At 68.1% G+C, this 20,353-nt stretch carries 19 protein-coding genes; 8 read left to right on the top strand and 11 right to left on the bottom strand.

Going from position 1 to position 20,353, the window contains the following annotated elements; translation table 11 throughout:
• The first annotated feature begins 12 nt into the window (after positions 1-12).
• Genes FPL11_RS06975 through lipB form a run of 3 tightly spaced genes read left to right on the top strand, consistent with a single transcriptional unit; the run spans position 13 to position 2,038 of the window.
• Complete coding sequence (locus FPL11_RS06975; protein ID WP_144347993.1) at positions 13-1,158, top strand: D-alanyl-D-alanine carboxypeptidase family protein; 1,146 nt, start codon at positions 13-15, stop codon at positions 1,156-1,158.
• Complete coding sequence (locus FPL11_RS06970; RefSeq protein WP_144347992.1) at positions 1,146-1,421, top strand: YbeD family protein; 276 nt, start codon at positions 1,146-1,148, stop codon at positions 1,419-1,421. Before FPL11_RS06975 ends, FPL11_RS06970 begins: the two co-directional genes overlap by 13 nt.
• On the top strand, positions 1,421-2,038 hold the full coding sequence (lipB, locus tag FPL11_RS06965) for a lipoyl(octanoyl) transferase LipB (protein WP_144347991.1): 618 nt from the start codon (positions 1,421-1,423) through the stop codon (positions 2,036-2,038). Before FPL11_RS06970 ends, lipB begins: the two co-directional genes overlap by 1 nt.
• Here lipB and murU read toward each other — a convergent pair.
• On the bottom strand, positions 2,025-2,693 hold the full coding sequence (gene murU, locus FPL11_RS06960; protein ID WP_144347990.1) for an N-acetylmuramate alpha-1-phosphate uridylyltransferase MurU: 669 nt from the start codon (positions 2,691-2,693) through the stop codon (positions 2,025-2,027). The two genes, lipB and murU, sit on opposite strands and share 14 nt — an antisense overlap.
• Entirely contained in the window at positions 2,690-3,682 is a 993-nt protein-coding gene (locus FPL11_RS06955) for an aminoglycoside phosphotransferase family protein (RefSeq protein WP_144347989.1), read from the bottom strand. The genes murU and FPL11_RS06955 overlap by 4 nt, the downstream gene beginning before the upstream one ends.
• 95 nt (positions 3,683-3,777) lie before the next feature.
• On the opposite strand from FPL11_RS06955, the gene FPL11_RS06950 reads away from it, so the two are divergent.
• From FPL11_RS06950 to FPL11_RS06930, 5 genes are read left to right on the top strand one after another with little or no spacing between them, the layout of a single operon-like run.
• The gene (locus FPL11_RS06950; RefSeq protein ID WP_144347988.1) at positions 3,778-6,021 is read left to right on the top strand and encodes an LPS-assembly protein LptD; all 2,244 of its coding nucleotides are present in this window, start codon (positions 3,778-3,780) and stop codon (positions 6,019-6,021) included.
• Between the two features lie 8 nt (positions 6,022-6,029).
• Complete coding sequence (locus FPL11_RS06945; RefSeq protein ID WP_235013472.1) at positions 6,030-7,301, top strand: peptidylprolyl isomerase; 1,272 nt, start codon at positions 6,030-6,032, stop codon at positions 7,299-7,301.
• Positions 7,301-8,218 carry a 4-hydroxythreonine-4-phosphate dehydrogenase PdxA gene (gene pdxA / locus FPL11_RS06940; RefSeq protein WP_144347986.1) on the top strand — a complete coding sequence of 306 codons (918 nt, stop codon included), beginning with the start codon at positions 7,301-7,303 and terminating at the stop codon, positions 8,216-8,218. Before FPL11_RS06945 ends, pdxA begins: the two co-directional genes overlap by 1 nt.
• A 3-nt stretch (positions 8,219-8,221) precedes the next feature.
• Positions 8,222-9,019: a 16S rRNA (adenine(1518)-N(6)/adenine(1519)-N(6))-dimethyltransferase RsmA gene (gene rsmA / locus FPL11_RS06935; RefSeq protein ID WP_144347985.1), complete on the top strand. Its 798-nt coding sequence runs from the start codon at positions 8,222-8,224 to the stop codon at positions 9,017-9,019.
• Between the two features lie 8 nt (positions 9,020-9,027).
• A complete protein-coding gene (locus tag FPL11_RS06930) occupies positions 9,028-9,864 on the top strand; it encodes a symmetrical bis(5'-nucleosyl)-tetraphosphatase (protein WP_069134089.1) in 837 nt (278 codons plus the stop codon).
• Here FPL11_RS06930 and FPL11_RS06925 read toward each other — a convergent pair.
• Genes FPL11_RS06925 through holA form a run of 9 tightly spaced genes read right to left on the bottom strand, consistent with a single transcriptional unit; the run spans position 9,811 to position 20,347 of the window.
• Positions 9,811-10,680 carry a carbon-nitrogen hydrolase family protein gene (locus tag FPL11_RS06925; protein ID WP_235013473.1) on the bottom strand — a complete coding sequence of 290 codons (870 nt, stop codon included), beginning with the start codon at positions 10,678-10,680 and terminating at the stop codon, positions 9,811-9,813. The genes FPL11_RS06930 and FPL11_RS06925 overlap by 54 nt on opposite strands.
• Positions 10,673-14,413 carry a YhdP family phospholipid transporter gene (locus FPL11_RS06920; RefSeq protein WP_144347984.1) on the bottom strand — a complete coding sequence of 1,247 codons (3,741 nt, stop codon included), beginning with the start codon at positions 14,411-14,413 and terminating at the stop codon, positions 10,673-10,675. Before FPL11_RS06920 ends, FPL11_RS06925 begins: the two co-directional genes overlap by 8 nt.
• A gap of 2 nt (positions 14,414-14,415) precedes the next feature.
• Positions 14,416-15,882, bottom strand: a complete 1,467-nt coding sequence (rng, locus tag FPL11_RS06915) for a ribonuclease G (RefSeq protein WP_144347983.1) — start codon at positions 15,880-15,882, stop codon at positions 14,416-14,418.
• On the bottom strand, positions 15,879-16,505 hold the full coding sequence (locus tag FPL11_RS06910) for a Maf family protein (protein WP_144347982.1): 627 nt from the start codon (positions 16,503-16,505) through the stop codon (positions 15,879-15,881). The genes rng and FPL11_RS06910 overlap by 4 nt, the downstream gene beginning before the upstream one ends.
• Positions 16,506-16,530: 25 nt before the next feature.
• Entirely contained in the window at positions 16,531-16,998 is a 468-nt protein-coding gene (gene rlmH / locus FPL11_RS06905; RefSeq protein ID WP_144347981.1) for a 23S rRNA (pseudouridine(1915)-N(3))-methyltransferase RlmH, read from the bottom strand.
• 5 nt (positions 16,999-17,003) lie between these two features.
• Positions 17,004-17,357 (bottom strand): ribosome silencing factor, encoded by a 354-nt coding sequence (rsfS, locus tag FPL11_RS06900; RefSeq protein ID WP_144347980.1) that lies wholly within the window; start codon positions 17,355-17,357, stop codon positions 17,004-17,006.
• Positions 17,350-18,054: a nicotinate-nucleotide adenylyltransferase gene (nadD, locus tag FPL11_RS06895; RefSeq protein ID WP_144347979.1), complete on the bottom strand. Its 705-nt coding sequence runs from the start codon at positions 18,052-18,054 to the stop codon at positions 17,350-17,352. The genes rsfS and nadD overlap by 8 nt, the downstream gene beginning before the upstream one ends.
• A complete protein-coding gene (locus tag FPL11_RS06890; protein WP_144347978.1) occupies positions 18,051-19,310 on the bottom strand; it encodes a glutamate-5-semialdehyde dehydrogenase in 1,260 nt (419 codons plus the stop codon). The genes nadD and FPL11_RS06890 overlap by 4 nt, the downstream gene beginning before the upstream one ends.
• A complete protein-coding gene (gene holA / locus FPL11_RS06885) occupies positions 19,307-20,347 on the bottom strand; it encodes a DNA polymerase III subunit delta (RefSeq protein WP_069134080.1) in 1,041 nt (346 codons plus the stop codon). Before holA ends, FPL11_RS06890 begins: the two co-directional genes overlap by 4 nt.
• Between the last annotated feature and the right edge of the window lie 6 nt (positions 20,348-20,353).

Here is a 20,353-nt window from a genome sequence, read left to right as displayed (position 1 = left end):
AGACCACCGACCATGACACCGCTCAGACTCGCCATCCTGATCATCGCCCTCCTGCTGGGTGGCCACGCCGCCGCACAGTCCCAACCCATTCCGGTGCCCGACCCGCCCCAGCTGGGCGCCGATGGCTACATCCTGATGGACTTTCACAGTGGCCGGGTGCTGGTGGATCAGAACAGCGATGTCCGCCGCGACCCGGCCAGCATCACCAAGGTGATGACGGCATTCGTCGTTTTCAACGAACTGCGCTCGGGCGATCTCACCATGGACGAGCCGGTGCGGATCAGTGAAAAGGCCTGGCGGGCCCCGGGATCGCGCATGTTCATCGAGGTGGGCAATGACATCCCGGTGACCGACCTGATCCGCGGCATGATCATCCAGTCGGGCAACGATGCCAGTATCGCCCTCGCGGAGCACATCGCCGGCAGCGAGTCGACCTTCGCGGCACTGATGAACCAGTACGCCGCGGAGCTGGGGATGACCAACACCCACTACACCAACGCCACCGGGCTGCCGGGTGACGAGCATTACTCCACCGCCGCGGATACCGCCCGTCTCGTGCAGGCGCTGATCGAACGGTTTCCGGATTACTACCGCCTCTACTCCGAGCGCGAGTTCACCTGGGGCGGTATCACCCAGAGCAATCGCAACCGCATGCTCTGGCAGGATCCATCCGTCGACGGCGTCAAGACCGGCTATACCGAGGCCGCGCAGTACTGCCTGGCCACGTCGGCCGAGCGCGATGGCATGCGGCTGATCTCAGTGGTGATGGGGGCCGAGACGCCGGAGCAGCGGGTCAGTCAGTCGAAGAGCCTGCTCAACTATGGCTATCGGTTTTTCGAGACCCATCGTCTGTATGCCGCCGATGAACCGGTCGAGACGCCCCGGCTGTGGAAAGGTGTGGCCGATACGCTGCCCGTGGGCGTCGCCGAGGATGTGTTCATCACCCTGCCGGCGGATACCTACGACCAGCTCGATGCCCGGATTCGTCTGAACGAGCCACTCGAGGCGCCGGTGGCGGCCGGTGACCGCGTCGGCCGCCTCAGCGTCTCGCGCAATGACGAGGTGGTCCGGGAGAGGGACATCATCGCCCTCGAGACGGTGCCCGAGGCTGGATTCGTGGGGCGCACGATCGATACGGTGCGACTATGGCTGAACTGAATGACTCCCCGCCGGGACTGACCTTTCCGTGCGAGTTTCCGATCAAGGCGATGGGGCGCAGTGATGCGGCCCTGCCCGGGATCGTGGTGGAAATCGTCCAGCGCCATGCACCGGCCCTGACGGCCGAGAGCATCACCACCAGTGAGAGCAGCGGCGGGCGGTATGTCTCTGTCACGGCCACCATTACCGCCGACAGCCGTGATCAGCTGGACGCCATTTACGCAGACCTGAAAGCGCACGAGAGCGTTCTCGCCACCCTCTGATGAGCGACGCGATCGCGATCCGTGACTGGGGCCGGTGCGACTACGCCCGCGTCTGGGCGGCGATGAAGGCCTTCACCGACGAGCGCGATACCGACACTGCGGATGAGCTCTGGCGCGTGGAGCATCCAGCGGTCTTCACCCTGGGGCAGGCAGGCCGGGCCGAGCATGTCCTCGATCGCGGTGACACGCCGCTGGTGCAGACCGATCGCGGCGGTCAGGTGACCTATCACGGCCCCGGGCAGATCGTGCTCTACCCCCTCATCGACCTGCGCCGTCAGCGCATAGGCGCGCGCGAGCTGGTCACCCGCCTCGAGCAGAGCGTGGTCGACTGGCTGGCCCGACAGGGCATCGACTCGGCGCCGCGCGCCGATGCCCCCGGGGTCTATGTCGATGGCGCCAAGATTGCCGCGCTGGGGCTACGCATCCGCCGCGGCTGCAGCTATCACGGACTGGCGGTCAACATTGCCATGGACCTTGCCCCATTCAACCGCATCAACCCCTGCGGCCATGCCGGCATGGCGGTCACCGACCTGGCCACGCTGGGCGTCGACTGTACTGTGGCACAGGCCCGCGAGGGGCTGACCCGCGCGGTGGTGGCCCGCCTCAGTCCGGTGTAAGGCGGGCATTGAGCGCGTGCAGACGCGCCGGGGTCCCCACATCCCACCACTCACCATGATGATGGTGACCGGTGAGCTGACGCCGCTCGCAGGCGCGCGCCAGCAGCGGCGCCAGCGGCGCCACCTGCGGCCGCAGACCGGCGAACAGTTCGGGGCGATAACAGCCGATCCCGGCAAAGGTATAACGCGGCGTACTGCCGTCGCGGAGAATGGCATAGCCGTCAAAGTGGAAGTCGCCCTGCGGGTGATGCGCCGGATTGTCCACCAGCACCAGATGCCCCAGCCCCTCGGGCTCGCGCGGCAGCATGGCGAGGTCGAGGTCGCACCAGACATCGCCATTGATCACCACGAACGGCTCCGGGCCCAGCAGCGGCAATGCATTGGCGATGCCACCGGCGGTCTCCAGGGCCTGATCGCCCTCGTCGATCATCCGCACTTCAAGCCGCGTCGGCGCCAGCCCGGCCACATGCGCGCGGATCGCCTCGCCCAGCCAGGCGGTGTTGATCACCACCCGCTCGAAGCCGGCGGCCTCGAGGCGGGCCAGATGCCAGTCGAGCAGCGGCCGTCCGCCCACACTCAGCAGCGGCTTGGGACAGTGGTCGGTCAGCGGTCGCATGCGCTCACCCCGACCCGCTGCGAGAATCATTGCATTCATGGTGAGTCCGCCCGCTCGGGCCGCGGCAGCTCGGCAATCAGCGCGGCCAGGTCATGGCCGGCCGGATCATCACCGAGCTCACGGCTGAGGTAATCGAGAAAGCGCGGCGCATCCGCCAGATAACCGGGCTTATGATCGCGGTGGTAGAGGCGCGCGAATATTCCCAGCACCTTGAGATGCCTCTGCGCGGCGGTGCGATCCAGCGCCCGGGACAGGTCCGCCGGCAGACGGATCCCGGCGGCAGCGGCGCGGTCCCGATAATAGCCAACGAGGGCCTGCTCCGCGTCAGGCGTCAGACTGAAAAACGCATCGCGTAGCAGACTCGCCAGGTCATAGGTCACCGGGCCCACCAGCGCATCCTGAAAGTCGATCACCCCGGGATTGGGTGTCGCCACCAGCAGGTTGCGCACCATGAAGTCACGATGCACCACGACAGTCGGCTGAGCCCGCATGGCCTCGCGCAGGACCGCGGTTCCCGCCGCCCAGCGCGACCACCAGGCGGCGTCCGGCTCGACGCCCAGATGCCGGCGCACATACCAGTCCGGAAAAAGCGCCAGCTCGGCGTCGATGCGATCGGCATCAAAGCGGGGCAGGTCCCGCCCATCAGCCCCGCCCTGCAGCTGCACCAGCGCATCGATGGCCGCGCGCAGCAGGCGCTCATCGGATTCGCCATCCAGGGCGCTTAGATAGTCCTGGCCGCCCAGGTCTTCGAGCAGCAGAAACCCCGCCGCCGGCGCAGCGGCATGGATGACCGGGACATGCACGCCGGCCGCGGCCATCAGGGAGCGGATCCGGCAGAAGGCGCGGCAGGTGGATGACTGATCCGGGGCGTCCATGACCACTCGGGCGCCCCCGGCCGTTTCGATACGGAAATACCGCCGCGGGCTGGCATCACCCCCCATCACCTCGAGAGCGTCCGGCTCAATGCCCTGATCGCGCAGCCACGCCACCATCTGGCGCCCACGCGCGTCGAGCCGGTCAGTTGCCACGATTACTGCGCCCCTCCAGAGTGAATCTTCGCGAGTGTATAGGGTACCCTTCGGTTTCAAAAGCGCTTCCACCACTGACAGGGACAGCCGATTCCGTGCCGCGATATCAACCGATCCCCCTCATTGGCGTTGCCCTGGCAACGGCCCTTGCCGGGTCCCCCGACGCCCGGGCCAGCGAGGGCCGCTGGGCGCTCTGCAGCGCACCGCTGCTCGAGCCGATGCCCCCTGCCACCGAACCGGTCGCCGGCGATGGCGAGCGCATCGACATCACCGCCGATCGGGCGCAGGCCAGCGGGCAGCCACCGATCTACGAGTTCACCGGCAGTGTCCGGGCGCGTCAGGCCGATCAGCGCCTGAGCAGCGAACGCCTGCGCTACGACAGTGGCGACGGCCGGATCGAGGGCGACAGCGGTGTGCGCCTGCGCCAGCCAGGTGTACTGATCAACGCCGAGCGCGCCCGCTACTGGCTTACCCCTCAGCGCGGGACATTCGAAGGCGTCAGTGATTATCGGATCGTCGCCGGCCACATGCAGGGCCAGGCCGAGCGGGTCATCCGCGAAGGGCCGACACTCAGCCGCTATCAGGGCGTGACGCTGAGCACCTGCATGCCCGGACGTGAGTTCTGGACCCTGCAGGCCCAGCGTGCCGAGATTGATCGCGACACCCGCCAGGGGCGTGCCCACCATGCCGTGCTGTCGCTGGGCCGGCTGCCGGTCTTCTATACCCCCTACCTGCAGTTTCCGGTGGGCAGCGAACGCCTGACCGGGCTGCTGGCGCCGACCATCGGCCAGTCCGATGACAACGGCACCACCGTCTCAGTCCCCTGGTACTGGAATATCGCTCCACGATACGACGCCACTCTGCGCCCGACTCTCTATAGCCGTCGTGGACTGCTCATGGATACCGAATTCCGCTACCTCGAGGAGTGGATCGACGGCGAATTCAACGTCAGCGTCCTGCCGGATGACGACGTTTTTGGGGACGACCGCTGGGCCATCGATCAGGACCACCAGCTGGCGATCGGTTCATCCATCCGCGGCCGGATCAAGCAGGCCCGCGTCAGCGATGCGTTCTACTCCGATGACTTCAGCAACGAACTCGACGTCCGCTCCGCGTCGTTTCTCGAAAGTGAGGCCAGCTTTGCCTGGACCGGACGCGATTCGAGCCTGTCGGTGGATACGCAGTACTGGCAGCAGATCGACACCCGCATCAGTGCAACGAGCCAGCCATACGCCCGCGAACCACGCCTGCAGTTCCGCTACAACCCGATAACAGGGCTGGGCCCGCTGGATATCGACTTCGACGCCGAGGCGACACGGTTCACGCATCCGGTCTCGCGTCGCACCCAGGGACGGCGGGTGGATATTGCCCCACGGGTATCATTGCCCTGGCGAAGGCTCGGCTATTTCATCGAACCGGCGGTGACATGGCGCCACACCGATTACGATCTGACCGGCGATCTGCCCGGCCGGGATGCCACACCCAGCCGATCCATGCCCATCTACAGCGTTGACGCCGGTGTTTTTCTGGAGCGACCCAGCGCCCTCTTCGCAGGGGTCTATCAGACGCTGGAGCCGCGGCTTTTCTATCGCCGCGCCCCGACACGCGACCAGTCCGACCTGCCCGACTTTGATACCAGCGCCTCGACGCTGACGTTCAGCTCAATGTTCCGCGAGAATGCCTTCGCCGGTCTCGATCGTATCGAGGACGGCGAACGCCTGACCACGGGCATCACCACCCGCTTCGTGAACACCACAAGCGGGCAGGAATACCTGAGCGCGTCCATCGGCCAAATCTTCTACTTCGAAGATCGCGAGGTGGCGGCCGACGGCGATCCGGCGGACAACCGCTCGGAAATCGTCAGTCAGCTGCGCCTCGATCTGCCGCGGGGTTTCAGCGCGGATCTGGACTACCGTTGGGATCCGGACAGCAACGGCACCGACAACCTGCGTACCCTGCTGCGTTGGCGGGGTCGTGATACCCAGGCGATCAACCTCGGCCTGCGGCGCCGTCGCGACGAGGGTGAGACCACGCTGGATCAGGCCGAACTGTCCTTCGCGTTGCCCCTCACCCCCGGTGTGAGTGTCTTTGCCGGCCTGCTCGAGGATCTCGAGACCAACAATACCCGCGAGCGTTTCATCGGCATCCAGCAATCGGGCTGCTGTCACGCCTGGCGGCTTGTCAGCGAAGAGCAGCTGCAGCGGGATCCCGATCGCGCTGATGCGCGACTCGAACGCACCGTCATGCTCGAGCTCGAACTCAAGGGTCTGGGCGGCATCGGTGATAGAATCCAGTCGTTTCTGGATGCCGAAATCGACGGCTACAACCCAAGGCGCTGAGATCAATGATGAGAACGCTGCTTGCCATCCTGCTGTTCGCGATCGTGCAGACCGCCCAGGCCGAAGAGGTCCTGCTCGACCGGATCGTCGCTCTGGTCAACGATGACGTGGTCCTGCAGTCCGAGCTCGAGGGCGAGCTGGCCTCGGTCCGGCAGAATCTCGAGCAGCGGGACGTGCGCATGCCGCCTGCCGACGAGCTGCGGGCGCAGGTGCTCGACCGTCTGATCGTCCAGACGCTGCAGATGAATGTCGCCGAGCGGCGGGGTATCCGGGTGGATTCCGCAACGCTTGATGCCGCCGTGCGGCGCGTTGCCGAACGCAATAACCTGAGCCTTGAGGGACTGCGTGACGCGCTCTCAGGGCAGGGCATGAACATGTCGGTGTTTCGTGATCAGCTGCGTCGCGATATCACCATCAACCGTCTGCGCCAGCAGGTGATGAACCAGCGTCTGGATGTCACCGAGCAGGAGATCCAGCAGTTCATCGAGCGCAATCGCAGCCTGGATCGCGATTACCGGCTATCGCAGATCCTGATCAGCGTGCCTGAGGCGGCCTCGGCGGATGTCATCGAAACCGCCCATCGCGAGGCCGACACGGTGATTGAACGACTGGACAGCGGCGAGTCGTTCGCCCGGGTGGCGACGGCCGCTTCAGATGCCCGCAATGCCCTCGAGGGCGGCGACCTCGGCTGGGTACCGGCGTCACAGCTGCCGTCGGCCGCCGCCAGCGCGATCCGCGACCTCCAACCCGGCGAGCATACCGCCGCGCTGCGCACCCCGGCAGGGTTTCAGATCTACCGTCTCGAGGACACCCGCGGCAGCAGTGAGGCCATGGTCGAGCAGAGCCGGGTCCGGCATATCCTGATCCAGCCCAACGAGGTGGTCAGCAACGAGGACGCCCGTCTGCGTCTGTCGTCGCTGCGCTCACGGATCGAGTCGGGCGGTGACTTTGCCGATCTGGCACGGGCCAACTCCGACGATCCCGGGTCGGCCAGTAACGGCGGCGCCATCGGCTGGGTGGATCCGGCCAATCTGCCTGATTCATTCGGCGAGGCCATCAACAGCCTCGATGTGGGTGAGACCAGCGAAATATTCCGCACGCGCGGGGGCTGGCACATCGCCCAGGTGCTCGAGCGTCGTACGCGCGACGCCAGTGAATCCATCGCCCGCGAAGAGGCCGAGCAGGCCATCCGCGAGCGCAAGCGCGAGGAAGAAATCGAGCTCTGGCTGCGCGAGCTGCGCAACGAGGCCTACATCGAAAGGCGTCTCGGGGGCGGCTGATGGCCGATCGGCCGCGCATCGCGATCACGCCGGGCGAGCCCGCCGGGATTGGACCGGAACTGGTCAACGCCCTGGGCGACGCCTTCCCCGACGCCCGACTGGTGGCCATTGGCAACCCTGACCAGCTGCAGGCCAGTGATCACCTCGAGGTGCTGCCGGTGCACCCCGCTGCGCCGGTGACACCGGGGCAGCTCGACCCTCGCAATGCCGGCTATGTCCTCGAAACCCTGCGCCTCGCCGTCGAAGGCTGTCAGCAGGGGCACTTCCAGGCCATGGTCACCGGCCCGGTGCACAAAGGGGTGATCAACGAGGCGGGCCATCCGTTCAGTGGTCACACCGAGTATCTCGCCGAGCTCACTGACGCACCGATGCCGGTGATGATGCTGGCCGCCGGCTCGCTGCGGGTGGCACTGGCCACCACTCACCTGCCGCTGCGGGCCGTCGCCGATGCGATCACGCCCGCGCGGCTCAGGACAATCCTGCGGATCCTTGACCACGACCTGCGACGCTTCTATGCCATCGAGCGGCCTCACATCCTGGTCGCCGGACTGAACCCCCATGCCGGTGAATCGGGCCACATGGGGCGCGAGGAAATCGACACCATCAACCCCGTGCTCGAGGCCCTGCGCGCGGCAGGACTGCATCTCACCGGTCCGCTGCCGGCGGATACGCTGTTCACACCGGCGCGCCTCGAGGGCACCGATGCGGTACTGGCGATGTATCACGACCAGGGGCTGCCGGTGCTCAAGCATGTCGGCTTCGGCCATGCCGTCAACATCACCCTGGGTCTGCCCATCATCCGGACCTCGGTTGACCACGGCACCGCCCTCGATCTGGCCGGACAGGGCGTCGCCGATTCCGGCAGTCTGCATGCCGCGATTCGCGAGGCCATCGATATGGCCCGTGCGGGGCGCTGATCAGTGCATCGAGCCCGGCGCCGGTTCGGTCAGAATTTTCTGCATGATCCCGCGATCATCGAGCAGATGCTCACCGCCATCGCCCCGCGGACGGCGGAGCACTTCCTCGAGATCGGCCCCGGTTCCGGCGCGCTGACACGGCCGCTGCTGGCCCGCGGCGCCCAGGTCATGGCCATCGAGGTGGATCGCGACCTCGCCGCCCGACTGGATCAATGGGACGCCGCCCGGAGTGGCGCGCTGCAGGTCATCGAGGCCGATGCCCTCAGCCAGCCGGTGGCGCCTCTGATCGAGGCGTCGGGGCAGGCGCTGCGGGTCGTCGGCAACCTGCCCTACAACCTCTCGACGCCGCTGCTGTTCCACCTCACCGCACCGGCGACCGGCATTCACGATCTGCACCTGCTGCTGCAGCGCGAGGTGGTCGATCGCATGGCGGCGGGGCCGGGTTCACGCATCTATGGCCGGCTGTCGGTGATGATCCAGGCGCGCTGCCAGATCGAGCCACTGTTCGAGGTACCTCCGGGGGCCTTCTCTCCTCCTCCGCAGGTCACCTCGCGCTTCGTGCGCCTTATCCCCCATGCCGAGCCACCGCTGGGTGATACCGATACGCACTGCCTCAGCCGGGTGGTGGCCGCGGCGTTTGCCCAGCGCCGCAAGACCCTGCGCAACGCCCTGCGTGGCCTGGTCGACGATGCCGGAATCGCCGCGGCCGGGATCGACCCCGGCACCCGCGCCGAGCGGATCGATCTGGCCGGGTACGGGCGTCTCGCGCGGATCCTCCAACATTCATCCGAACAGGCATAGGCACGCGCATGGCGGATTACGCGATCGGCGACATTCACGCCTGTCTTGGCAGCCTCGATTCGCTGCTGCAGACGCTGGATTTCGACCCGCAGCACGACCGGCTCTGGCTGACGGGCGATCTGGTGGGACGTGGCCCGCAGCCCGTCGAGACGCTGCGCCGGGTGCGCGATCTGGGCGACGCGGCGCGCACGGTGCTGGGCAATCACGACATCCACTGCATCGCCGTCGCGCTGGGTGCGGGTCGGCAGCGGGCCAGTGACCGGCTGGAGCCACTGCTCGCCGCCCCCGACCGTGACGACCTCATCGACTGGCTGCGGCATCAGCCGCTGCTCATCGACCTGCCGGAATCCGGTTATACGCTCACCCATGCAGGGATCGCCCCGCAGTGGGACCCCGCCACCGCGGCGCGCTGTGCCGCCGAGGCCGAGGCCGCGTTGCAGGGCGACAACCTCGTCGGCCTGATGAACCACCTCTATGGCAACAAGCCCGATCGCTGGTCGGAGTCGCTCACCGGCTGGGCCCGCCTGCGCTTCATCATCAATGCCTTTACCCGAATGCGCTTCTGCCGCGCGGACGGCCGGCTCGACTTCAGCTGCAATGGCCCGCCGGAAGCCGCCCCGAAAGGCCTGTACCCCTGGTATGCCACGCCGGATCGGCGCATCGACGGCACCACCACCACGGTCCTGAGCGGGCACTGGTCGCGGCTGGGCTGCCGTCAGGGTCCGGGCTATATCACCCTCGATACGGGATGCCTGTGGGGCGGACAGCTGACCGCCGTCCAACTGGACCGGTCACCGGCCCGCTTCACCCAGCTGGACTGCCGGACCAATGGGGCGAGCGCCTAGCGATGGCAGCCGCTCGCGGATGGCCTGCTGATGAGCCGGATCGAGGTCGGCCACGGCAATACCGGGGCCGCTGCCGATACCGGCATTCGCCAGGCACACCCCCCAGGGATCGACGATCAGGCTCTCGCCGTGGGTCATGCGCTCGTTGGCATGCAACCCACCCTGATCCGGGGCGAGGACGTAACAACCGTTCTCTATCGCCCGTGCGCGCACCAGCACCGACCAGTGCGCGGCACCGGTGGTGGCCGTGAACGCCGAGGGGGCCAGCAGGATCGTCGCGCCGCCATCCACCAGGGCCCGATAGTGTTCGGGGAAGCGCAGGTCATAACAGATCGACAGGCCGAGCATTCCCGCAGGCGTTTCCGCCACCACCACCGCGTCGCCGGGCGCAAAGGTGGATGACTCACGGTAAACCTCGCCCCCCGGCAGGGAGACATCAAACAGGTGGCGCTTGTCATAGCGGGCCAGACAATCGCCATCCGGACCGAACACCAGCGAGGCGGCCCGGACCCGATCGGATTCATCGCCCTGCAGCGGCACACTGCCGCCCACCAGGGTGATGCCGTGGTGCTGGGCGGTCTGTGCGAGAAAACTCTGGATCGGCCCCTCCCCCGGCGCCTCTGCCACACCCAGAACGTCCCGCTGGTGGCGGCCCAGAAAGGCGAAGTTCTCGGGCAGCACCACCAGGCGGGCGCCCTGGCCCACCGCCTGGCCGATCAGACCGCCGGCCGCGGTCAGGTTGCTGGCCACCTCCATACCCGAGACCATCTGCACCACCGCCGCACGGACCGGTCCGCTCATGGGTGTCTCAGTCATCGTCGGCATCCTCCAGATCCGGGGCGATGAGATCGAACTCGGGTTCGTCCCAGGTGCCCCCGATGTGATAAGTAAAATCCGTGAGTCGCTCGACGCCCGATTCCAGCATCCCCCGGGTCACGAACAACAGGGCCGCGGCGGCCGGCCCACCGGCGAGCCCACCGAGGAACGCCAGCGCCGAGGACAGCTGCGGCGTCACCGTCACACGTTGATCGTAACGCCGCCGCACCAGATCCGTCTCGCCGCGTAGCGACAGATCCATCGAGGGTCCGGTCAGGGAAAGATCATCGGTGCGCATGCGACCGGCCTCGACCTGCCAGGTGCCCTGCAACTGATCAAAGCTGAGCCCCTCGCCCACCACATCCGAAAAATCCAGCCCCAGGCGCCGCGGCAGCACCGACAGGCTGAACAGCCCGAGGGCGCGGCCGGCCCCGGGCTCAACCGCCGGCAGGCTGCCATTGCGCAGATCGATTGACAGATCGCCAGTCAGCGTTGGCAGTGCCGGTTGCAGCATGCCGCCCCGCCAGGCCAGTTCACCGCTGACACTGCCCTCGCCCCGGTTCATTGCATCCACCAGCCCCAGAGCGCCCAGCACCTGCCCGGCATCGCGGGTATAGAGATCAAACTCCAGCTGATTGGGACGCGCGTCCTCCCCGACCTGGTCGATCCGGGCCTTCAGATCAATCGACTCGCCGGTCAGCTGCAGCCGCGCCTCGCCGCCGGCATCGCCCCGCGACCGGCTGAGCTGGAGTCGTCCCAGCGGCGTCCCGTCCACCCGCAGTTGCCCGGCGCTCAGATCGATGTCGGTCCCGGGCAGCCCGGAGGGCGCCCCGTCACCGGCATCATCCTGCGAAGTGGCCGTCGGCCGGGGGCGCGCGCTCAGCGTTTCCAGACGCAGCACCCAGGGCGCCGCCGGCCCGGCCTTCTCGACCCGCCCGTCGGCCCCACCGCTCACTGACCATGACCCCTGCCCATCACGCATTTCACCGGTCAGCACAGTCTCACCGATGCGCCAGCGACTGACGTCCAATCCCGCCACGGTCAGTTCCATGCGCAGGGGCATCGGCAGCCCCCCGCCCGGGGCCGATCCCTGGCCGGCGCCCGCCAGGCGCGCCGGGTCCACCACCGGCAGAGTTCCGCTGACCTGTGTCGATGGCGTCGAGGGCAGTGACGGCGGGCGCCCACCAAAATGCAGCGCCCCCCGGTCGTTGCCAAATACCGCCCGGAGTCGGTCGGCGTAGCTGAACCGCCATGCGGCATCGGCATCCCGCCGCCACTCGAGGGCCAGCGGTGTGGAGGACTCAGCCGCCTTGGCCAGACCCAGCGGCAGATCAAGGGCAACGCCCTCAAGACTCGAGCGTATACTCAGCTGCTCGCCCGGCCGCGCGCCCTCGGTGGCCATGAACCCGGGACGCTCCCAGCGGATCCGCCATGCCGCGGTACCCTCGGCACGCCCCGCCAGCGCGGATGTCCCCGGCCAGTCGGCGATTGCCATGCGGGTATCCGCGGTCACCTCGATCCGGGCCTGATCCGCCTCGCCAACGGTTGCAGCGCGGGCCACCACCGGCCGGCCCGCCAGCCGCGCGCGGACGCCCGTGGCGGTAACGCCCTGCCGGTCGAACGCCACCTCGCCCCGGATATCCTCAAGGCGTATGGCCGGCTCGGCGACGGATACCGCGGCACCGTCCAGGCGCAGGGCGCCCTCAAGGGCCATGGGCTGGCTCCGGAACGGGAAGTCCAGATCGAGTGACAGGTCTCCGCGGCCCTGCCAGCGCAATTGATCGAGACGACGCGAGGCGGGCAGGACCGGTGACTGCTGCATCACCGCCAGCATCCCAGAGAGCGGCCCCCGCAAGTCCCCGCTGACCTGCAGCTGCGGGTCGAACAGATCATCAATGCGCGCCTGTGCCTGCTGCAGGTCGTTGCTCCCGATGCGCCCGCGCTCGGCGCTGATCCGCATGCCCTGATTGCGGAACCGCAGCTCGCCGGCAAGTCCGCGCAGCGGCGGCCAGTCCTGCTGATAGCGGAACTCGACATCCGCCAGCCGTGCACGCAGATCAAAAACGCCATCCCCGGCACGATAGGGAAAGCCATCCACCGGGCCCGACCAGCGCAGCGTGGCGGCTTCCATGCGCCCACCGGCAATGGCCCGATCGAGCCATGTCACCAACCGGTCATCCATGATCCCCACCGGTAACACCTCGAGTACCTGCGCGGCCTCGAGCGCCCCGGCACGGGCGGTCACATCCACCCGCGGCGTCTGCCCGGCGCGTTGCTCGAGCCGACCTTCCAACCGCACCGGCGCGCCATCGAAGCGGCCCTGGACATCGCCCAGGGACAGCCACCAGGCCTCCGGCCCCGACCGCGACCACTGCAGTCGTCCCCCGGTCACCGCCACCTGGACCGGGCGCCGCAGTAACGCTTCACCGTCGGGCTCAATGCGCTGCAACTGCAGTTGATCCACCACCACCTGCCCACCTTGTGGGCCGGCCTCGACCTGCAGATCCGCCTGCCGCCCGGCCAGGCCCGGCGGCCATCCCGATACGCCGACGCCCGCCAGATCCGCCGTCAGCCGCCAGTCCGACGCATCTTTCCAGACCAGGGTGGCGCGCCGCGCCTGCCCATCGAGGGTGACGGGCGCATCGATCCGGCGACGCAACAGGGGCGCCAGGGGTTCAAGGGGGGTATCCGAGAGTGCCAACCGCCAGCCACCGTCTGTCCCGCGGGCAAAGGCGATGGGACCCGGCACCGGGCCCGGCCCATCGGCCTGCGCCAGAGCCTGAGGCTGGATCTGCCCCGCCCAGCGTCCGTCCTGCCAGTCGGCGCGGGCGAGCAGCGACAGCGATTCGATACCGCCATCGAAAAGTCCCAGCGACTGCGCCTCCAGATCCGCGGTCAGCCGGATGGCACCGGTCTCGGCCAGGTTGACCCAGAGCCGCCCGGACACCCGGGCGGCGGGATCCGGCTGTAGCGACGAACGCTGGAGCCAGGGCGCAATCCGCTCGCCGGTCAGGCCCTCGAGGTCGATCACTGCCCGGGCCGTCGAGGCCGTCGCGGCGTCGATCTGCATACGCGCCTGCACCCGCTCATCGGCCTGGCGGGCGTCCAGGGCAAAGCGCCATTGCCCGTCGGGGTCGCGCCGCCAGCGCAGTGCCACCGACTCAAAGCCGAGGCGCGCGGCATTGTCCTGATCCACGAGCGCCAACCGCGAATCGCGGATCAGCAGCCGATCCACGGGCAGGTCGCGCAGCGCCTGCAGAAACGAAGCCGGGGCCACCGGCGTCGCCCCCGGCAGCAGCCCGGCGAGGCGCCAGTCGCCGGAGGCCTGCTGGCGCAGCGTGACCGCCATACCCTCGGCGCTCAATGCGTGAAACTGCAGGCTCCCCGCCTGCAGGGACCGCCAGGGCGCGATCGCCAGGGTCAGGCTGTCCAGGCTCAGGGGCTCACCGCCGTCGGCCCCACCGACGCGCACATCCTCGAGCACCAGACCCGGGCGCAGGCGCCTGAGGCTCGCATCCAGCCCGCCGATCTCCACCGGTACGCCCAGCCGATCGGAAACCACCGCCACCACCGGCGCGGTCAGCGAGGGCGCGGCGGCGAACAGCAGCCGGACGCCGGTCAGCAGCACCGCCGCCGAGACCACCAGCGTGACCCCCGTCATCAGCAGCGCGGCCTTGAGGCGCTCCTGACGCTGCGGCCGGATCCAGCGGTGCAGCTGTTGCGCGATGCCCATGCCTACATCAGCACCACATCGAACTGCTCTGGGTTATAGAGCGGTTCGGCCTGAAACACGATGGGCTTGCCAATGAATGCCTCAAGCTCGGCCAAGCTGTCGCTTTCCTCTTCCAGGGCGCGGTCCACCACATCCTGAGCCGCCAGCACCATCAGCCGCGATATCTCGAACTGGCGGGCCTCACGCAGGATCTCACGGGTGATCTCGTGGATGACCGTCTCGGCGCTTTTCAGGTGGCCGCGGCCGCCACAGGTGGGACAGGACACGCACAGCTGGTTCTGCAGTGACTCGCGGATGCGTTTGCGGGTCATCTCCACCAGCCCCAGCGACGAGACCTCGCTGATCTGAGTGCGCGCCTGGTCATGCTCGAGCCCCTTGGCAAGGCTTCGCATCACCTGACGGCGGTGTTCAGCGGTCTCCATGTCGATGAAATCGATGATGATGATACCGCCGAGGTTGCGCAGTCGCAGCTGGCGGGCAATGGCCTGGGCCGCCTCGAGGTTGGTCTTGAAGATGGTCTCCTCAAGGGTGCGATGCCCCACGTAACCGCCGGTGTTGACGTCAATGGTGGTCAGCGCCTCGGTCTGATCGATGATCAGGTACCCCCCGGACTTGAGGGTGACCCGCCGCTGCAGGGCACGCTGGATTTCGTCCTCGACCCCGTAGAGGTCAAAAATCGGACGCTCGCCGGGATAATGCTCGAGGCGCGAGCGGGCATCGGGCAGAAAGGTCTCGCTGAACGAGAGCATGCGCTCATGCCATTCCCGCGAGTCGATGCGAATGCGCTCCACGTCCTCGTCCACCGAATCGCGCAGAACGCGCATCATCAGTGGCAGATCCTCGTGCAGCAGCGTCGTCGGCTGCGCCTCCTGGGCGCGCGCATGGATTGACGCCCAGAGTCGCTGCAGATACTGCCAGTCACGGGCCAGCGCCTGTTCGCTGGCGTTCTCGGCGGCGGTTCGGAAAATACAACCCTTGTGGGCGTCGCCGTCCAGCAGCGAGGTCCCGATGGCGCGCAGCCGCTCCCGGGCCGACGCCGACTCGATACGTGCCGATACCCCCACGCCGGGGTTATCCACCAGCAGCACCAGGTAGCGCGAGGGGATCGCGATCTGGGTGGTCAGCCGCGCCCCCTTGCCGCCAATGGGGTCCTTGAGCACCTGCACGAGGATGCGTTGTTGCTCACGCAGCAGATGCTGAATGCTGCGCGGCTCATGACTGGGGCGATCCACCAGCGCCTGGCTGGCATTGATGTCCGAGGCGTGCAGGAAGGCGGTGCGCTGGAGACCGGCATCGACAAAGGCCGCCTGCATGCCCGGCAGCACCCGCGACACCTGGCCGAGATAGATATTGCCCACTAGACCGCGACTGCGCGCCCGCTCGATGTGGATCTCCTGGACGCTGCCGTTATCCAGGGCCGCCACGCGGGTTTCCTGGGGAGTGATGTTGACGAGCAGTTCCCGGCTCACTGCTCCGCCAGCCAGCGGGACTGATAATCGATGCCAAACTCGGTCAGCAGATCATGGGTTTCTACCATGGGCAGGCCCATGACGCCGCTGTAGCTGCCCTCGAGCTGTTCGACGAACACCCCGCCGCGGCCCTGGATGGCGTAGCCGCCGGCCTTGTCGATGGGCTCGCCACTGCGCCAGTAGGCCTCACGCTCGGCCGTCCCCAGGTGGCGCAGGGTGACCATGCTCAGCGACAGGCGCGTGAGCTCGCGCTGACCATCCACCATGGCGATGGCGGTCAGCACCCGGTGGGTGCGCCCCGACAGCTGCTCGAGCATGCCCAGAGCGGCGTCCCGATCGGCGGGTTTACCCAGGAGGGTGTCATCGACCACGACCGCCGTGTCCGCGCCGAGCACCGGCACATGCCCATCGCCGCCCAGTCCGGCCCAACCCGCCCGGGCCTTTTCCAGGGCCAGTCGAAACACGAACACTTCGGGGGTCTCGTCGGGCAGGACCTGCTCGTCCACGGCCTGCGGAACCGTCTGAAAACGCACGCCCATGCGCTCGAGGATCTCGGCCCGCCGCGGCGAGGCGGAGGCCAGGACCAGGTCGGGGTCGGTGGTGGAAGGGTGTGTCGATGTCATTTCAACCTCCAGCGGCGGGCACCGATCAGGCGCGGTGATAGGGATGGCCGGCGAGCAGCGTCCACGCGCGGTAGAGCTGCTCGGCGACGATGACGCGCACAAGCATGTGCGGCAGGGTGAGCGCGGACAGCGACCAGCGACGCTCGGCGGCATTCAGGCAGCGCTGGTCAAGCCCGTCCGCGCCGCCGATTACAAAGGCCAGATCGCGCCCCTCATGCAGGGCGGCGTCCAGGTACTCGGCCAGATCCGGGGTGCGCCATGACCGCCCCCTTTCATCCAGGGCGATCAGGCGTGCTGACCCGGCGGCGGCCAGCAGTGCATCGGCCTCCTGGGCGCGCGCCCGGTCGACATCGCCGCTGCGCCGGGCGTCACCCGGGTTCACCGCCTTCACCGCGAGGGGCAGATGCCGGGGCATGCGCTGCGCGAATTCGTCGACGCCGGTGCGGATCCAGTCCGGCGGACGCCGCCCCACGGCGACCATGTTCAGGCGCATCGCCCTCAGGCCTCCTGCCCGTCGCCCACCGTCCAGATGCGCTCGAGGCGATAGAAGTCGCGGACATCCTCAAGCATGACGTGGACCACCACGTCACCGAGATCCACCAGCACCCACTCGCTGTCGTCGAGGCCTTCAATACCGGCGGGCCGGTGCCCCTGCTCGCGGGCGGCATCGACCACCGCCTCGGCGATGGAGCGGACATGGCGACGCGAATTGCCGGTGGCAAAGGCCATGAAATCGGTGATCGGGGTGCGTCCACGGACGTCGATGACACGCGGATCCACCGCCTTGAGGTCATCGAGTGCGGTCACCACCCGATCACACAGCGACTGGGCCTGGACAGCGGGTTCAGACATGATGGGGGTTCAACCTCCCGGGCGACGACGCCCTTGATACTTGCGGATAACCATAGCATCCACTGGAAGCCAGTTCGTGCCAGACGACATCAGGCATCAGCCCCTGCGCCGAGCGACCCAGCGCCAGGCACCGACGGATGCCGGTGGCGGAGATCTCGAGCCGGGATACCGCCTGAAACAGCACGCCACCGGACGGCGAGCGTCGCAGCGCCGCCGGATCATGCATCCGCCGCGGCCGCATCCACTCGACAAGCGCCGGCGGCAGCGCTTCGGCATCGCCGCCGCGGGTCATGACCACAAGATGGGCCTGGCGGGTCAACGCCTCCCACTGATGCCATTGCATGAGCCCACGAAACGCATCGCGCCCCATGATAAAGCACAGCGGCCGGTGCCCGCCGAGCCGGCGGCGCAGACCGGCCAGCGTGTCGACGGTATAGGACGGGCCTGAGCGATCCAGCTCGCAGCGATCCACCGCCAGACCCGGGATACCGGCGACGGCGGTCTCCAGCAGCCGCGCCCGGGCCTGAGCCCCCAGCCGCGGCTGGGGGCGATGCGGCGGGACATGACCGGGCACCAGCCGGATCTGTGACAGCCCCAGGGCCTCGAGCAGCTCGATGGCCGGACGCAGATGGCCATAGTGGACCGGATCGAAGGTGCCGCCCAGCACCGCCACCGGCGCCGCCTGCGGGTCACTCATTCGCGCACATGCCCCTCGCCCAGGACGATGTATTTCTGTGTGGTCAGGCCCTCCAGGCCGACCGGCCCCCGGGCGTGGAGCTTGTCCGTGCTGATGCCGATCTCAGCGCCAAGCCCGTATTCGAAGCCGTCCGCGAACCGCGTCGAGGCGTTGACCATGACCGAGCTCGAATCCACTTCGCGGAGAAAGCGCTGGGCGCGGGCATGATCCCGGGTGACGATGGCGTCGGTATGCCCCGAGCCGTGCCGGTCGATGTGCTCGATGGCCGCATCAAGGCCATCCACCACGGCCACCGCCAGAATCGGCGCCAGATACTCGGCATCCCAGTCGGCCGGCTCGGCGGCGGTCAGGCCATCAACCAGCGCCCGACTCCGCTCGCAGCCACGCAGCTCGACCCCATGGGCATCAAAGGCGGCCTTGAAGCGTGGCAGCAGCGAAGCCGCCACCGACGCATCCACCAGCAGCGTCTCGAGGGTGTTGCAGGTCCCGTAGCGCTGGGTCTTGGCGTTGACCACGACGCGCTCGGCCATGGCCGGATCGGCATCCGCATCGACGTAGCAGTGGCAGACCCCGTCCAGGTGCTTGATCATGGGCACTGTCGCCTCGCGCATGATGCGCTCGATCAGCCCCTTGCCGCCGCGGGGCACCAGGACGTCAATGTATTCATCGAGGGTGATCATCGCTCCGACGGCCGCCCGGTCAGTGGTGCGGACCACCTGGACCGCGGTCTCGGGCAGCCCCGCATCGGCCAGCCCGGCGGCAATGCAGGCCGCAATGGCCTGGTTGGAGTGCAGCGCTTCGGAGCCGCCCCGAAGCACGCAGGCGTTGCCCGACTTGAGGCAGAGCGCCGCGGCGTCGGCGGTCACGTTGGGCCGCGACTCGTAGATGATGCCGACCACACCCAGCGGCACGCGCATCCGGCCCACGCGGATACCGCTTGGCATGGGATCGAGGTGGCTGACCGCGCCCACCGGATCCGGCAGTGCGGCGATCTGCTCGAGGCCGTCGGCCATCGCATCGATGCGGGCGTCGGTCAGTGTCAACCGATCGAGCAGCGCGGCATCCAGGCCGTTCCCGCGCCCGGCGGCCAGGTCCTTTTCATTGGCGGTCTCGAGGGCCGCGCGATCATCCCGCAACCGCTCGGCGATGGCCCGGAGCGCGGCATTGCGCGCGCCGGCCTCACTGGCGGCCAGACGACGGCTCGCGGCGCGGGCGGTCTGCCCGATCCCGCGCATGGTGGCGTTGATTTCACTCATCCGTTTTTCTCCCTGCGATCGGCGGTTGCGACGCCCCGCGCCACAACACTCGAGAGTTCCAGTAATTCATCCCAGGGCCGGCCTGACTCGGCCCCCTTAATGACACGATCCACCCGGGCCGCCCGGCTCAGCAAGCGCTCCCAGACGCCACGCGGCGTCCCGCGGGCGATGGTCTGCAGCCGGGGCTGGCGGTTCTTCCAGACCCGGTGGCGGGCCATCACCGCGGCCGCCCGCTCGCCCGCCGCCATTGAGGCCTGCAGATCGGCGAGCACACGGATGTCCCGGGCGACCCCCCAAAGCACCAGCACCGGCTCCTCACCCTCGCCGCGCAGCCGTGCGAGGATGCGCAGCGTACGCGCCGGATCGCCGGCCAGCATGGCCTCGGGCAGGTCAAAGACGGCAAACCGGGCACTGTCACTGATGGCCTCACTCGCCCATTCGGCATCCACCGCACGCCCGTCCGCCAGCAGCGCCAGTTTGTCGATCTCCTGCGCCAGCGCCAGCAGATTGCCCTCATTGCGCTCGGCAATCAGGCCGGCCGTGGCGGTATCCAGATCCAGGTCCCGCTCGCGCGCCCGGCGTCGGGCCCAGCCGGTGAGCTCGTGGCGGCGCAGCGGCCAGGCGTAGCTCATGACACCGGCGCTGGCGATGGCCTTGGCCCAGGCCGACTGACGCTGCGCGGTTTCGAGACGACCGGCGATCACGATCAGGATATGCCCGGGGTCGGGCGCGGCGGCTCGAGCCTTGAGCACGGCACTGCCATCACGACCCGGCTTGCCGCCGGGCAGTCGCAGTTCGATGAGCCGACGTTCGGTGAACAGCGAGAGATTATCGGCGGCGGTGGCCAGGCGGTTCCAGTCAAATCCGGCGTCGACGTGCAGAACCTCGCGCTCGTCGTAACCCTCGCCACGGGCGCGCTGGCGCAGCCGATCCAGGGCCTCTTCGATCAGTAGCGGCTCTTCGCCGGCGATCAGGTAGACCGGCGCCAGCCCGCGGTCGATGCGCTGGGGCAACTCGTCGAAGCGGATCTCCGGCATGACCGC

Origin of the sequence: Spiribacter aquaticus (genome assembly GCF_007625215.1) — a bacterium.
GTDB classification, from domain to species: domain Bacteria; phylum Pseudomonadota; class Gammaproteobacteria; order Nitrococcales; family Nitrococcaceae; genus Spiribacter; species Spiribacter roseus.
The sequence above is the reverse complement of the archived record's forward strand: the minus strand, read 5'-3'. Positions and strand labels throughout refer to the sequence as shown.